This is a genomic window from Bacteroides sp. ZJ-18 (assembly GCF_011038705.2).
GTDB classification, from domain to species: domain Bacteria; phylum Bacteroidota; class Bacteroidia; order Bacteroidales; family Bacteroidaceae; genus Bacteroides; species Bacteroides hominis.
This window is the reverse complement of the sequence record NZ_CP072198.1, coordinates 2719161-2735943: the sequence shown is the minus strand read 5'-3', so window position 1 is coordinate 2735943 and position 16783 is coordinate 2719161. Positions and strand designations below refer to the sequence as shown.

At 39.3% G+C, this 16783-nt stretch carries 7 protein-coding genes; 2 read left to right on the top strand and 5 right to left on the bottom strand.

Features of this window, described 5'->3' with window-relative positions; translation table 11 throughout:
• Nucleotides 1–2 precede the first annotated feature (2 nt).
• The 4 genes from G7Y45_RS10850 to G7Y45_RS10835 form a co-directional block, all read right to left on the bottom strand.
• On the bottom strand, nucleotides 3–2015 hold the full coding sequence (locus G7Y45_RS10850) for a family 20 glycosylhydrolase (RefSeq protein ID WP_005819541.1): 2013 nt from the start codon (nucleotides 2013–2015) through the stop codon (nucleotides 3–5).
• A gap of 32 nt (nucleotides 2016–2047) precedes the next feature.
• Complete coding sequence (locus G7Y45_RS10845; protein ID WP_005776517.1) at nucleotides 2048–3682, bottom strand: sialidase family protein; 1635 nt, start codon at nucleotides 3680–3682, stop codon at nucleotides 2048–2050.
• Between the two features lie 511 nt (nucleotides 3683–4193).
• A complete protein-coding gene (locus G7Y45_RS10840) occupies nucleotides 4194–6209 on the bottom strand; it encodes a RagB/SusD family nutrient uptake outer membrane protein (protein ID WP_005776516.1) in 2016 nt (671 codons plus the stop codon).
• Between the two features lie 11 nt (nucleotides 6210–6220).
• Nucleotides 6221–9391, bottom strand: coding sequence for a TonB-dependent receptor (locus tag G7Y45_RS10835; RefSeq protein WP_005809005.1), 3171 nt, complete (start codon nucleotides 9389–9391; stop codon nucleotides 6221–6223).
• Nucleotides 9392–10141: 750 nt separating this feature from the next.
• Here G7Y45_RS10835 and G7Y45_RS10830 point away from each other — a divergent pair.
• Both G7Y45_RS10830 and nanU read left to right on the top strand, forming a co-directional pair.
• Nucleotides 10142–13411 (top strand): TonB-dependent receptor, encoded by a 3270-nt coding sequence (locus tag G7Y45_RS10830; RefSeq protein WP_005776513.1) that lies wholly within the window; start codon nucleotides 10142–10144, stop codon nucleotides 13409–13411.
• A 28-nt stretch (nucleotides 13412–13439) separates the two neighbouring features.
• The gene (gene nanU / locus G7Y45_RS10825) at nucleotides 13440–15011 is read left to right on the top strand and encodes a SusD family outer membrane lipoprotein NanU (RefSeq protein WP_005809006.1); all 1572 of its coding nucleotides are present in this window, start codon (nucleotides 13440–13442) and stop codon (nucleotides 15009–15011) included.
• Between the two features lie 207 nt (nucleotides 15012–15218).
• Here the strand turns inward: nanU and G7Y45_RS10820 are convergent, their stop codons facing one another.
• Nucleotides 15219–16781 (bottom strand): RagB/SusD family nutrient uptake outer membrane protein, encoded by a 1563-nt coding sequence (locus G7Y45_RS10820; protein WP_032536309.1) that lies wholly within the window; start codon nucleotides 16779–16781, stop codon nucleotides 15219–15221.
• Nucleotides 16782–16783 lie beyond the last annotated feature (2 nt).

Below are 16783 nucleotides of genomic sequence, written 5' to 3'. Positions count from 1 at the left end.
GATCACTTCGTTTTGTCGGGCGAATAGATAAGTCCGTCCACTGCATTTTCTCCGTCAGGAGTTACAAAAACTGTAGTAAACATCCACTTCACCAACCGCACCTCGGGCATATTGAATTTGCCAACCGGCAATTTCAGGAAAACTTTATTCCAGCCTTTATTCAGATGTACGGCGATAGGCGGACGTGCCACACAATTTTCATTTCCCAACGCTATTTCATTACTCTTTGTACTATGAGTAGCTGTCCATACAGGCGGCTGTATTTCTTCATTATTGATCCAGATACGGCTGCCTTTATAGTCCCATTTACCTTGTAACGGAGCCAAGTCCATTTCCGAACGACCATAATTCTGAAATTCAGCCCATAGCCCTACTTCCTGATCTTTCGGAGAGTAAACCCATGTATAGGCATAAGCCGTATGATTCTCTTGCGGATCTTTATAGAAAGTAGGTACCATTTTCCCCCATACATGACGAAGATAGATACCCGCACCAATGGCAGGGTGTACCCCATACTCTTTTCCTTCATATAAATAAGAATCCTTCAATTCCTGTTCCGGAGGAAAGACTTTATTCAAATCTCCACCATTAGGAAATGCATCAGTAATATTCCATTTTACATTCGTCTGTTTTACATAGGCGAACGGATATCCCTTAAATGTATGCTCTTTATGCCAAAGCATACGATTCTCAAAATCAGCAAATTCTTTAAACTCCGGAGAGTCTTCAGAAGGTAAGATAGTACCATTCTTATCAAAATATTCTGTACCTCCGCCTTTCCATGCACGTTCAGCAATAGCCAGCATATTAGGATAGAAATTATTCTCAAGTATAATATTGCGTTCGTTAGCTACGTAACGGTCATTCCAGATGGCAAGAATTGTCCCTGCAATATCGTCACTTCCTTGCTCAACATTATAAATACGGCTGTTATACAATGCAATGATATCGCCAAAAGTATCAAAATGATTGAGATAATGAAACTTAGAATCAATTGCGGGAATACCTTTTTGGGCTTTTCCACGATAACTCCACAAATGCGTCATATCAATTTCGCCAGGTTTATAATGCCATCCCGGATTCCACGAAATTACTTTCTTTCCTTTGGCACGGACATATTCGACCATTTCCGGAACGAACTTTAGATTGGTAAACCGAACTTCATCCGTACCAATATGAAGATAAGGTACATCAAAAGTCTCGCAAACTTCATCTACCAGCAATTTAAGAATTTTCATTCCTTCCGGGCTCTGCATATCATGACGGAATGTACGGACAAAAGCCTCACTATGCCCCGGCATATCAAATTCCGGGATTAAAAGTATATTATGCGCTTTACAAAAAGCGACTAAATCTTTCGCTTCTTCCAATGTATAGTATTTACCCGGCATACGAGTCGTATTCACACTGTCATTCAGCATCGGAAAAATTTTACTTTCCAGCCTCCACGATTGATTTTCAGTCAGGTGCCAATGAAAGACATTAATTTTAAAACGTGAAAGAACAGCAATTTCACGTTTCAATTCTTCAATCGACATATACGTACGCCCTACATCCTGCATAAAGCCACGTATTCGGAAAGCAGGCCAGTCAACAATTGAACAACCGTTGAATGTTGCCTTTTTCTTTCGCACATCCTGTAACTGGGCCAAAGTTTGCATAGCCCAATATACACCATGCTCCGTCACAGCCTCAACCGTAACTTTACCATTATTTACCACCAGGCGATAAGCTTCGTCTGCGTTCAAAGGTACCTCTTCTAATGAAGGTACCAGTTTCACTTCAATACTTGCACGAGCTTTGTCATCAATGACTCCACCCCTATCGACAACAAAAGCTTCCCACTCTTGCCGAAGCACCGGAGTAGAAAGCTTTGTTCTGCCCAGTACAAAACTGGAACTTAAAGGAGTAAACTTTTGCGGCTCCGGAAGCAGGTGATATTCACCTGCCCGGACCGTAGAAATTGTGCATAAGTAAATAATGAAACTGATTAAGAAAATTTGTTTATTTCTCATCGGTGTTTATTTAGTTTATGGGGGAAAATTTCTCATTTAATAATGTCTTTCAACTTCACTGCCTGGAATGTCATATGTGCCACACTGCTTTCATAAAGAATACCAACCGTTTCTTTATCAATCATAGTAAGACAAGAATAACCCCAGTTATTGCCTTCATCCAATAAAAGTTGGTGTTCGGGTGACCAAGTCACACCACCATCCAGACTGATTTTAATAGTAGTATTATAACGTCCTTTCGTCGTATTAGGATTAGAGAATATCAATAAATCCTTGCCCAAAACATTATCTTTGGCTTTCACGCTTATCAAACTAGCCATGCAAACCGATTCCGGCAATGCCTTGCGAGAAGATTCATGTTCTGTCCATGTTTTACCCAAGTCTTTTGTAATAGCCACAGCACGACTTCCACCACGATTATCACGCATATTCAACATCAATACTCCGGGCTCGACCTCGGCAACCTGAGCCTCTGTAGTATTCGTGCGTGCATAATTGTGCATTTTCCAGTTTTTACCACCATCTTTGCTATACATGATACCTGCATTGGGTACACGTGTCGAATCAATAAACTGAGTAGGGAATACCAAAGTACCGTCACTCATAGTGATGCCCCGACCCGGACCTTGCAACAGAAAATACCAAGACGGATCTTTTACCTGTTCTGTGATATTAATAGGTGCAGACCACGTTTTACCGTCATCCGTACTTTTGGCAAGAACAAGTTGCGCAGTATGATTCATATCCATACCCGGATGTGAACTCCACCATGCACGTTGGTTACCCATACCATGTGTCCAGGCAGCAACCACCCAAACATTATTTGTTTTTGTATCAACAAGGATAGAAGGGTCTCCTACTCCATTCTGACCGGCAGGCAGACCACCGAACTCCCCAAATGCCAAAGGCAAACGCATTTTCTCCCAGGTTTTTCCACCATCTGTACTGCGGCTTAAACCAACATCAACATGCTCTTGCAAGTCCACGCTACTATTATACCGTACATCATAAACTCCCAGCAGTGTACCTTTATTAGTAGTCACCAATCCCGGGATACGGAATGCGGCAGAATTATCATCTCCGGCATGACGTACTCCTACCCCCATGCGGTGTTCAATTCCTTCTTGCGAAACAACATCCAACAGAGCCTTCTTACCATCCAGAGTGACCGAAGCAATATCGGCAGTCACCTTACTGGTAAGGGATGTACCCGGCTTCATTTGCAGGCTAATCCAGAAATAGTTGATTCCCGGAAACAGTTTTTGGTTCCCTTTCAAAACAACTTGATTGCCAGGATTACTCACCTCCGATTTTTTTATTGAATAAGAAGGATTGGCGGCAAGCGTTTTTCCCGGAGTGTTACTGGAGATGTATCCCACAGGAGCAAAACGTTTCTTATCTCTGTCCTGCAATGCTTCTGTACCACCATAATAAAGTTTTATAGACTGAATTTCAGACAGATCCACTCCTTTACCAAAATTCAACACTACATCATTAAGAGTCTGGCTCTCTTTAGCATCCAAACGAAGATAGAACAAGACATTATCTTGTCTCTCTATCAAAATAGGAATACGGGTCTCACGAACAAAAATTGTATCTGCGGCTCGAACTACCGGTATAGCACACAGAAAACAGAAAAGCGAAAATAGAATTACAGCTTTTTTCATGGTATCGACTAATTAATATTTATGTTATCGGGAGCAAAGATAGTATTTTTTATTATACAACAGCTATATTAATTAAATATTTTATTATATACCAGCTAATTAATAAATAGCACGCAAGCTAAGGGATTGTTTTTAATTCTATTTGCCATAAAAGCCTGTCTAAATTTCCTTCGTCTGTTTTTTCACAGAATACAGATCCTCCCAAAAGGATAGAAAGAGACTAAGAAATCAATTATAAAACGACAAATTCCTCTGTTCAAAGTGCTAAAGGACCGAAAACAAACGTATCTAAAATGGTAATTAAACTTCATCCTGGCTACCAAGATGAACTTGGCTTGTACGAAGAAAACATTTCTCTAAAGATCAAGATATACTTTACTCTGAATCTTTCGGATTCTGAGTTTTAACTTTGTGATGAGCATATCTGAAGTCAGAATAAAAAAGAGAGAGACGTTATCTTCAATAACACCCCTCTCCTCTACTTTATTTTAATAATCTATTGAAAACCGAATTATTCTTCAGCAACCTCTCCAATCTTAGTTGGCCAATAAGGATTCTGGTATAATACAGACGTTTCTACTTTTTCATCCGGAGACAGCAATTCCATCTCGCGAACCGGCACAGGGTTGAGATAATGAGCTTTCTGCCAGGTATAACCGTCGTATACGTCATTATTGGCTTTCAAAATGGCATAAGGACGCAAATACTTAAAGGTACGTGAAGAGATATTGGAACCTTCTTCACCGGAATCTTTAAATGTAATCTCAGCACCATTCTCATCTTTGTTAGCCGACTTATACATTTCATCCCAGAAATTACATCCTTCAGGCATATAGTTTTTCGTCAGCAAGTGATCCATCGAACGCCAACGAACCAAATCATCCCAACGCATACCTTCACCAATAAATTCACAACGACGCTCACGACGTATATTTAATAAGGTAGCATCTACAACCTGGGCACCTGAATACTTACCCCAATCTGTTTCCTGATTCAAATCAGTCGCATTGATAGTTTTTGTAAAATCAGGATCCAATCCGGCACGCTCACGAATAGCTCTCCAATACTGAGCCGCTTTGCCTGCCACATTGCCATTCTTCATATAATAAGCTTCCAGATAATTTAGATAAGCCTCAACACCACGGTAAATAATACATCCTGTAGTTGATTCAGCCTTTCCCCAAACATTCTGTGCCATATCAAAGCTGGCATATTTACGAATGCGATATCCTGTCTGGTCTCTCATCTCTTCACGGTTAGACACCGGGTGTGGAGCAAACATTTTCACCGTACCCGCTTCTTCGGTTGAATATACAGGCACAAAATTACTTTCACCAAACATAAACAACTGAAGACGGTTATCACGATTTGCTTTCACATTATCCAATGTAGCATCACCTTTATAAGGAGCCGCACTGCTTGCCGCATACCAAGGTAAACCATCCTGCATCAAGAAACTTTCAACATAGCTTTTCAACAAACCATGATTAGAACCAGATGCAATCCATGCCGGAGCACCATGCATGATAGAGAAGCTACCGGTTTTTGCATATTGGCGCCAGAAAAGCACTTCATCATAGCCACTCAAATCAACAGTAGCATACATCTCAAAATAAGGATTCCATCCGGATGTAATAGAAGGATTAGCCGGGTCCGCAACTTTCGTGTTGGGTGTCAAAGTGATTTTATCTGCCACTTCTTCCGCAGCCTTCATAGCCTCTGTCAAGAAGAAATCAACTTCTGCTTCCACATCCAACGAAAAATTAGGATGCACTTTCTTTCCCGGCCAGTTGTCATCTCCCGGTACCCTTCCTGTACCTTTATGGTATCTTTCGAAAGAAGCTTCATACAATGCTACCCGTGATTTAATCAACAAAGCCGTCTCACGATTCAAACGAGTATTATTCTTAAATCCCTGACTATACATCATACTGGCAGCGTCATCCAAATCTTTCAAGATAAAACGGGCAACCAAATTACGAGGCTGACGAACACCTTTCTCCATCAGTACCGCTTTATCGTCAGGAAGAACTTCCGTTATGATCGGAAAATCACCATAATTACGCAACAGATTATAATACACAAGCGCACGCATCAAATGCATTTCTCCAATATAATGACGAATATCAGCGTCCGCTCCGGCAACTTCACCCGCTTCATATTTAGGCACAGCATTTTCAAAGAAGTAATTGCAATAACGGATATTACTAAAACTCCAGTTGCCATCACTGGAAGGAACTTTCCAAAGTCCTTTTACATAGCGGCTACTGCGCCCTCCGGCTACCATATTATCTGTTCCGCCATCATTATTGGCTATGCCTGCTCCATAACCGCCATGCGAAGAAAAATAGTTCTGATACTTCGCTATGGAATAAGCAGCGAAATGGTCTACTGTCTGAAAATAGACTTCCGGTGTGACAGAAGAAAGCGGTTCTCTGTCAAGAAAGTCATTACAGGATGTGAGTGTCAATGCCCCTCCTGCAATAAAACATGCTTGTATAAACAGATTTTTTATTTTAAGTTTCATAATACTTCAATTTAAAAATTAATGTTAACACCGACAGATATTACTCTTTGCAAAGGATACAGTTTACCGGATCCTGTTCCGGCTAAACTTCCGGTAGCCTCCGGATCGAAAATCTTAGAAAGGCTGGTGATTGTAGCCAGGTTATCTCCTGAAAGATATACACGTACAGAAGAGATTCCGGCTTTTTCTGTCCACACCCGAGGCAATGTATAACCCAACTGAACATTTTTCAAGCGCAGATACGCACCATTCTGCAAATAACGTGTCTGGACTTGGGTATTACGGCCACCACTAAAGTTAACACGTGGATAATACGCATCTAAATTAGCACCCAACGGGTCACCTTCCGGACGGAAGAAATCCCAATGTTCAGTAAATCCGGTAGATTGCCATTCATTTCCTTGTCCGTTGGCTCCCCAGAAATAACATCCGTCCAACCACAGGTCACGTTTTCCGATTCCCTGCATGAAAATACTGAAATCGAATCCTTTCCACGCAGCGTCCAACGTAAGACCATATTTCAAGCGAGGGGTTGAATTACCGATAATGCGATAGTCACCGGTATCTCCTAACTTATTAGTACCATTGCTTATTTTTCCGTCACCATCCAAATCGGCATACATGATGTCACCGGCTCCCCAACTGGTTCCCAAAGAAGACTGATCAACTTTTGCCAAATGGGCATCCATCTCTTCCTGTGTTTTTGCAATGCCAATTGTTGTCAATCCCCAAATATCATTCAAGTGTCTGCCTTTATAGTACGAACCTACATCATATGAGTCATTCGGATAACGCAAAATTTTCTGTTGGTCATCAGAAAGCACTAATTTAGCTCCATAAGAAACTTCACCAATCCGGTCTCTCCAATTCAACTCCAACTCAAAACCATATGATTTCATATCCGAGTTGTTGATTTTAGGAACTGAAGTTCCCAACAGACTTGAAAGTTCAGGAGCCGGACCAATCATATCATAAGTATAACGTACGAAATAGTCGAATGAACCAGACAAACGATTATTAAAGAAAGACCAATCCAAACCGACATCCCAAGTCTCTACTGTTTCCCATGTTTTCTTAGAGCTGACAATGCCCGGATTTGTAGCATAGTTAGGACGTTCGCCATTTACTAACCAACCATAATTAGACCCTACAGGCATAGTCTGATAAAATGGATACCAAGCATCATTGGTATTCGTATTACCCAACTGTCCCCATGAAGCTCTCAACTTTAAACTTCCCATATTGATCTTTTCAGCAAAGCTTTCCATAAATGGTTCGCGGGCGATATTCCAACCGGCAGAAAACGAAGGGAAGAAGCCCCAACGTTCTTTTCCGACAAAGCGGGAAGAACCATCATATCGGCCATTAGCCTCAAACATATAGCGATCTTTATAACTCCAGTTGACACGTGCAAAGAAACCGGCTACAGAGTTGTCGGCATAACCACCATAAGCCTGTGGGTCATCAGTTGCCGTATTAATAGTCGGTACCCCCGGAGTAATCAATGTGTTTTTTTCAGCCGTAATGTTTCTGGTTTTATATAACTCTGCATTAAAACCAGCCATCACTTTAAAATAATGTCCGTTATCGAACTGTTTGAAATAGTCCGAATAAATATTTGTAGTATAATAATTTTCCTTCCAACTATATTCATTCACGCGAGAAGACCCTGCCGCATAAGAACCATATCCCATATCCCACACTGTATAATAGGGATCTCCATCTACATTGTAGGCATAAACAGGTAATACTTCCCAATGCTGATATTGAGTAGTGGTACGTACACTACCTTCAAGATTGATTTTCCAGTTTTTAATAGGCTCGAAAACCAGTTGCAACTGATTCGTATAAAAATCTTTCTGGCTATTCTGCTTTCCTCCATTTTCCATCTGTTCCACTTCACCTTCGTCCATAGGGAATCCGTTAGGATCATAAGCCGGATGCACAGGCCATTTACGAGCTAAGTTATGGAAAAAGTTTCCTGTCAAGTAAGTAGGACGTTCAAAATCCTCACGGGTCCATTTAGTAGAATATGCCACCTTGAACCAGTCAGTGACAGCCGTTGTGATTTTGCCATTCAGTGTGTAACGTTGAAACTTGTCAGATCCATGACGCATTAAACCTTTCTGATCCAGAAAACTTCCACTAATCAAGTATTGGGTTTTGTCCGTACCACCATTAATACTAAGGTTATGTTCCTGAGATGGCGCCCAATGATCATAAAATTCTTCAAACCAATCCGTGTTTCCATTCGCACTAGCCCATTTTTGCCAAATACCTGCTCCATTATCAACTGTAGTAGCTTTCAACGTTCCTTCTTGATAGGCTTTGATGCGTTCCATTACGGCAGGTGCAAAAATATCACCGCCACTTTTATTAGCAGAAGCACGATTGAAGTACTGAGCAAAAGTGTAAGAATCCATAATATCGGGAATACCAATAGCATCAGAAAAACGTGCGCTACCGCTATATGACACATTTGTCTTACCGCTCTTACCACTCTTTGTAGTTACAAGAATCACACCGAACGAAGCTCTTGCACCATAGATAGAAGCCGATGCAGCATCTTTTAATACCGAAACAGATTCGATATCGTTAGGATTGACAGTATTCAGATCACCCTCAATGCCATCAATCAAAACCAATGGAGAAGAACCCGATCCATCACCGATCGTTCCGGCTCCACGAATATTCATGTTCAATGTTCCATCCAGAGAACCACCGTTATTGCCAACAGTAAGATTCAAACCGGGAACAACCCCCTGTAACGCTTGTGAAGCATTTGCTACCGGCCGTGCTTCCAATGCATCAGCACTAACCATACCTACAGCTCCCGTAACGTTCACCTTCTTTTGTGAACCATAACCTACTACAACAACCTCATCCAGAACTTCCGAATCTTCTTTCAGCACAATATTATAAGTGCTTTCAGAACCAACTTTAATAGTTTGTTGTTTATAGCCAATATAACTCACCAAGAATTGTGAATTAGGCGCCACTTTTAACGAGAACTTACCATTTAAGTCAGTAATTACTCCATTAGTGGTTCCCACTTCTACAACACTTGCCCCAATAACGGGATCTCCGGTAACATCTGTTACCACCCCCGAAATCGCCTTTACCTGTGCCATCACATTAAACGATAGCAAACAGCCCAACAAAATAAAAAGGACTTTTTTCATAAATTGATTTTTAGTTAATAAAAAAGGAAAATTATCTCTTCTAAATCTCTTAAATATAAACACCTGAAAATGAGCACAGTCCTATCGGTACTTGGTTATATGGTATAACAGAAATAAGGACAATAAATATGCAATAATCTAAACATCAATTGTTTATCTTACAAACGAAAGATTTAAAAAAAATATTTTCGTACAAATGTTCACAAACAAATTTATTATGGTGAAAAGTAGTGAATCATCAGGCTATACTTTTCATCTTTTCTTGTGTTCGGAAGCCACTTTTATGTAAGTGAAATGAAGTGATCCATCTTTCAACATAAAGAAACATATTATAACATATAATAAGGTTATTAGATATAATCTTTGGCACTTTTCAAGTTAATCAAACAGTATTTCAAAATAAAAACATATTACATTTGTCCATTTTAATGAAAGCAGTCTCATATATAATATAAGAAATCAATATTATATATATAGCACTCTTCCATAAACAATCTTTTATGAGAATCCGGAGCTGATTATCTTAGTTTTTCAATATTATTTCGGTTATATAAAAAATATATTTAAAATATGCTTGTGAGTTTTTAATATAATATATATATTTGCAACGGTTTGATAGTATATAAATGAAAAGAAATAATAAATTTAACCTTTTTCATTTATTATTTAGGTAGTAAAAATACCAAGTACCGATAGAACTTAGTAAAAGCAATTATAATTATCTTTATTATTAACTAAAAAGCAATACTTATGAAGAAAACCATCTTCTTGATTTTGTGCTTATTATGCTCTATAGGAGCTATAGCTCAAACAAAATCCATCACAGGTGTGGTTACAGATGGTACCGGTGAATCTGTCATCGGTGCAAGTGTCGTTGAGGTAGGTACAACCAATGGTACAATCACTAACCTTGACGGCAAGTTCTCATTAACGATAGCTACTGGCGCTAAATTCACAGTTAGCTATATTGGTTACAAACCTCAAACAATTACTGTTAGCGCTGCAAACACCTACAATGTAGTACTGAAAGAAGATACAGAGGTATTAGATGAAGTGGTGATTACAGGATACGGTGGCTCACAAAAACGTGCAACTTTAACTACTGCTATTTCAAAGCTTGATAATTCTGTACTTAAAAATGCGGCTTTCAGTAATGCAGGACAGTCTTTACAAGGTTCTGTTACAGGTCTTCGTGTTGTTAACAAAACGGGGCAACCTGGTAGTGAACCGGATATTACATTGCGTGGAGGTGCTACTATTACAGGCGACAACAGCAAAGCTCTTATTGTAGTCGATGGTATTGTTCGCAATAGCATGAGTGATATTAATCCCTCTGATATTGAATCTATTCAGGTTTTGAAAGATGCCGCTTCAACAGCTATTTATGGTGCACGTGCCAATGGTGGTGTTATTTTGGTTGAGACTAAAAGTGGAAAAGAAGGAAAAGCATCTGTTAATTACAAATTTAAAATGGGTGTGAACTTCGCTCGTAAAGGCTATGATTTTTGCGATGCACACGATTATATTTATTATAACCGTATGGGCTACAAAAGAACCGGACGTACCAATGTCGATACACAAATGGGATATGGTATTGGTAATAACTTATTTGATATCCGCTATTTGACAGACGAAAATGCTAATCTGAAAAATGAAGGTTGGTCTTCTATGGCAGATCCATTTTATGATGGAAAAACGATCTTGTATAAAGACTACTCTGGTGAATTGGACGATGTGGTGTTTAACAATAGTGCTTTAACTCAAGATCATTATGTGAACATTACAGGTGGTAATGATAAAGGGACTTTTTCTGCAAGTTTAGGCTACTATAAAGAAGATGGTCAGATTAGAGGTACTGGTTACGAGCGCTTCAATGGTGCATTGAACGGTTCTTATAAAGTATTTCCTTTCCTGACAGTAAAGGCTAATGCGACTTACTCTTGGTCAACTCAACCGGAACTTTGGATCGGTCAATATGAATTTTTCTACCGTACACGTTCTCAACGTCCGACATGGAATCCTTGGAATGAAGATGGAACTCCGGCCTCCGGTTTCGGTACAGGAGACGGTAATCCCGATTATTACAGAGATAAGTTGACGAGCGAGAACAGCACTAATAAATCAACCTACAGTGTTGGATTTGCCCTTGACATTTTACCTAAAAAATTAGTGTTAAATGGAAATGCTTCACTTTATCGTTATGACTGGCAGAGAGAGAAGTTTAATAAATCTTATCAAGCTCAATCTTCTGCAACTCCTGATAATACACGTCAGGCTGAAGCTTATGTCCAGAAATACAATCAAATTCAGTTGAACGGAACACTGACATACACAGATACTTTTGCTGAAAAACACAATCTGGAAGCAATGGTAGGAACTGAATACTTCACCTATGATCAGTTCGATTTTGAAGCTAAAACCCAAAACTCTCCAACTGACGATATTCCTACCTTGAATGCTGGTTCTACAAGGACTTATACTTCTACAACTAAAACAGCATACCGTATTCTATCAGGGTTTGGCCGTATCAATTATAACTATGACATGAGATATTTAATTTCATTTGTTGCTCGTTATGATGGTATTTCAAAACTGAAAGATAACCGTTGGGGATTTTTCCCTGGTGTGTCTGTGGGTTGGAATATCATGGAAGAAAATTTCTGGAAGGATTCTAAAGTCTCAGAAGTTATTTCTAACTTGAAACCTCGTCTTAGCTATGGTGTAAATGGAAATGTAAATGGTATCGGAAATTTCGATGTATATGGTGCTTACTCTCAAGTAGGTGCAAAGACATATGGAGGTTCAACCGCATTCTACAACTCAGGCTTGGTAAACACCGGATTACGCTGGGAACAAAGTCAGTCATTTGAAGCTGGTCTGGACATCGGATTCTTAAACAATCGGTTAAGTTTCATTCTTGACTACTACAACCGCACTACTAAAGACTTGTTAACTAAACAAGCACTTCCGGGATATACAGGCTTTACAGAGATCATGACTAATATGGGAACTCTGCGCAACTATGGTTTCGAAATGGAAGTAAGAGCCAACATTCTGAATAACCCGAAAGGATTGACATGGGATGTTACAGCCAATCTGTCTTCTGTAGCAAACAAAATTGTGAAATTACCTTATAACGGCAATGAAAATAACCGTGTAGGTGGCTATGAAGTGGCAACCGGACGCAAAAAAGCCGATGGAACTCCTGAAACAAAATGGATTGCCGGCCGTCAGGAAGGTGGTAAATTGGGAGAATTGGTTGCTTACAAACAAAATCATATATTCAAAGATTGGGATGACGTGAAAAAGTATGCCAATAACCGCATCGACGAGGTAGCCAACTTATATGGTCCCGGACTTGCAGCCCAATATGCCGGAAAAGAAGGATGGCAACCGATCGAACCGGGTGATGTTTGTTGGGAAGATATCAATGGCGATGGTGTAATCAATGGATATGACCGTCAAGTAGTAGGAAATATATTTCCAAAAATTACTGGTGGATTCTCTACTACATTGGGTTATAAAAACCTCTCTTTATATGCTCGTTTCGATTACGCTTTAGGACATACCATTTATAATGATCTCGCGGCACGTTCTTTGGGACAGTATCAAGGTTCATTCAATATTATTAAAGAGGTAAAAAAGACATGGAGTGAGACCAATACTGATACAGATTTACCTGCATTCTATTACGCAGACCAGTTAAGCAAGAAAAATATTACACGTTCAAATAACGGTAATACAGCTATTGATAATAACAGTTCACGCTTCTATGAAAAGGGTGATTATCTGGCTTTGCGTGAATTGACATTAAATTATAATCTGCCTAAAGCATGGATCAGTAAAGTTGGCATGACAGATGCATCAGTCTATGTAACAGGACAGAACTTATTCTATATCACCGGATACACGGGTGTTTCTCCTGAGCCGGCTGTAGATACAACTTATGGTCGTGGAATAGATAACGGACGTTATCCAACTCCGAGAACAGTTTTATTCGGTTTGTCAGTGACATTCTAAATTATATATGATTAATACAAATAGCATTATGAAGAAAATATTTACATATATGTTAGCAGGGCTTTCTCTCCTGCTGTTTTCAAGATGTGATGCACTGGATATTGAACCTACCAGTTCTATTGCGGATAGTAATTACTGGAAGACTGAAGCTCAGTTCAGTACCTTTAATGTAGGTTTGCATGCATTACTTAGAGAATGTAGTTTTAATTTTTTCTTATTAGGTGAGCCTCGTGCGGACATTTATGGAGACGTTCCCTTTGGAGGAGAAGCCACTCAAGGTATGGAACGCTTGCCTTTCAATACGATAAATAAGGAAAACACAGGAATAACCAACTTTGCAGGAATGTACAAAGTGATCAATCAGATCAATTTGATGATCGCTAAAACCAAAGAAACGACTGTACTTCCCGAAGCTACTAAAAACTATTATTTAGGTGAAGCTTATGGTATGCGGGCATATCTTTATTTTCATTTATTGCGTTCTTGGGGAGATGTTATTCTCTATCTGGATTATACGAATGGAGCCTCTTTAGACTTAAGTAACCTCTCAAAAGCAGCCTCTCCTGCAGAAGATGTGATGAAACAAATCAAAGAAGATATCATTGCTTCTGAAAAGGCATTCGGCAGTGATTACTCTTTCAAATTCGGCAGATATTACTGGTCAATGGCCGCAACACAAATGCTGAAAGGTGAAGTTTATTTATGGAGTGGGCGTCAAATGGGTGGCGGCACAACAGATTATACTACAGCCAAAACAGCTTTACAATCAATTATCAGTAATGTAAATGTCAGCTTGCAGGATGATTTCTCAAAAGTATTTGCTTACAATAATAAAGATAATGCCGAAATTATTTTCTCTATACGTAATGCAAAAGATGAGTATAACATGTGGGACGATAGATTTAGACAAAACTTAGTACCACAGCAGGCATACATGACTGCAACTTACTGTAATAAAGAAGGAATTTCATTTAAAGATTTGCCTGAAGGACAACTTAACGGTTTGATTCGTCTGCAGATAAGATACGATTTGTATAATAAGGCATTCCGTGATGGAGATACCCGTAAGGACGCTTCCATGACAGCTGTTTACCAAAAGCAAGAAGATGGCACAATTAAATATATTGCTCCTTTCTGCAATAAGTATCAGGGAGTCCTGTTGGACGGAGCTTCACAGCGCAGTTTTTTGAATGATTACCCCATTTATCGATATGCAGACTGCCTGTTATTACTTGCCGAAGCAAAAGCGCTGTTGGGAGAAGATCCGGCAACTGAGATCAATCAAGTTCGTGAACGTGCTTATGGAAAAGAGTTCTTTGAGTTAAACAAAGCTACGCTATCTTATCCGAATGATAAAGGAGACTTCTATACGGATAATAAATACATGTCCGGTGATGAAGATCCTTTGGAAGCCATTTTGAAAGAGCGCATGCGTGAATTTATGTTTGAAGGGAAACGCTGGTATGATTTAAGATTATTGGGTGCAGACTATGTGACAAAGCGCACTTCTGCCGTTGCGACCCGCTTATTATGGCCGATTAATGAAAGTGTATTGACAGACAATCCGGCGTTAAAACAGACTCCGGGATATGAAAATTGATTAGTTAGTATAAGCGGGGAATGTCCGGTCGGACATTCCCCGCTTTATTTTGTTCTCCTCCATCTGCATATATAAAAATCGGCTCTATGATTGGAGAATAAGGAGTAATGTGTGTATGGCAATGAAAAAAGAGAAGCTGTCTCAATAATAACCGAGACAGCTTCTACATTTAATAAATAATCATATTTAAAACCTATTGATTAAGTTTTATTTTTCATATCCAGGTGTCTGTTTCAGCAACGGATTGACACTCATAATGTTAACATCGATAGGCCATAATAACTTATATTCCTCACTTGAGTCCAAAAGAGGTTTATCCGAAGGATAATTCGCAGTAGCAGAGAAAGCAAGAGATTTGCCATTAGCATCATGCATACGTACTACATCAAACCATCGCTTACCTTCCCAAACAAACTCTTTATCACGTTCCTGGAGAATGGTCAATTCATTCTCTGCATAATTTCCTTCCGTATATTTATTAGCCTCATAATTGGAGCCATATGCACGTTCACGCACTTCATTAATATAACCTGCGCAAGGATTTCCTAAACCATTTTCTATTTCAGCCATCATCAATAAAGCATCGGCATAACGGTAAACAATCACATCGGTATCATAAATACGATTGTTGTTCGAGTTGATAGAACCAATAGCCTTAAGCATAACACAACCAAAGCCTTCTTTATTCTTTTGGGTATAATATTCTAAGAATGTTGCATCACGACGAGTGTCTTTATCGCTATAGCTTTTCCAGAAATCTTCTGTATATTCATGGCGGAATGTACCTCCGGTACCTTTCAAATTTAATGTATCCGTTTCAATTTTATTATCATCACGGTCATATACCTGTCCAATGAATACTGCCTCCTGATAGAGGAACATGCCTCCCCAGTTTGTAGCTTCGCCATCAGCAAAATGTAAGGTGAAAATAACCTCTGCATTATTACGGTTAGCTGTACTAAATACATCGCTGAATTTATTTAATAGCTGAAATTTGCCTATCACTCCATTCAGAGCTGTTTTGGCTGTTTCTAAATCCGATCTTCCAGAAGCTGTATAGCCATTTATTGAAACTTTAGCAGCCCACATATAAATTTCCGCTTTCAACATCAGAGTAGCAGCTTTAGACCACATTGTCTTATCATATTTATTGGTCACTTCTTCTGTACCAAAATAGTTTTCAGATTTACCGATATCTTCTTTTATGAAGGCCATAGTGGCCTCGGGTGTAGCACGTTCGACATAAAATTTATCTGCAGTCACTTTGCCATCCAGCAACTCGACTGTTGTTACAATAGGTACCCCGCCGTAAGTTTTATAAAGCATAAAATAATAAAGAGCCCTTAAACCATATGCTTGTCCTAAATAGGCTTTTCTGTCTGCCTCACTTAAAAAATCACATTCATTCTCAACTTTTTGAATGAAATGATTAACTTGCATAATCGGACTATATAATCCAAACCAGTTGCTGAATCCCGGATTATCCTGGCTTAAAGTGTTGGTACGCAATATGGCATAGTCCAAACTGGTGTTTTGTGAAGAACTACCAACGCGCTGTGTACCACCGCGCAATTCTCCCAAACAATAAAACATATTATAGTTACCTCTCAATTGAGAGTGCATGCCATTCATAAACCCTTCCACCTGGGCTTTATTATTCCAGTAGTTGCCGCTTCCGAAATAGTCTTCCGGAGCAAGATCCAATGCATCGCATGAAGTGTAAAGCACAGACGATACAAATAAGGAAATGATATATATTATCTTTTTCATAA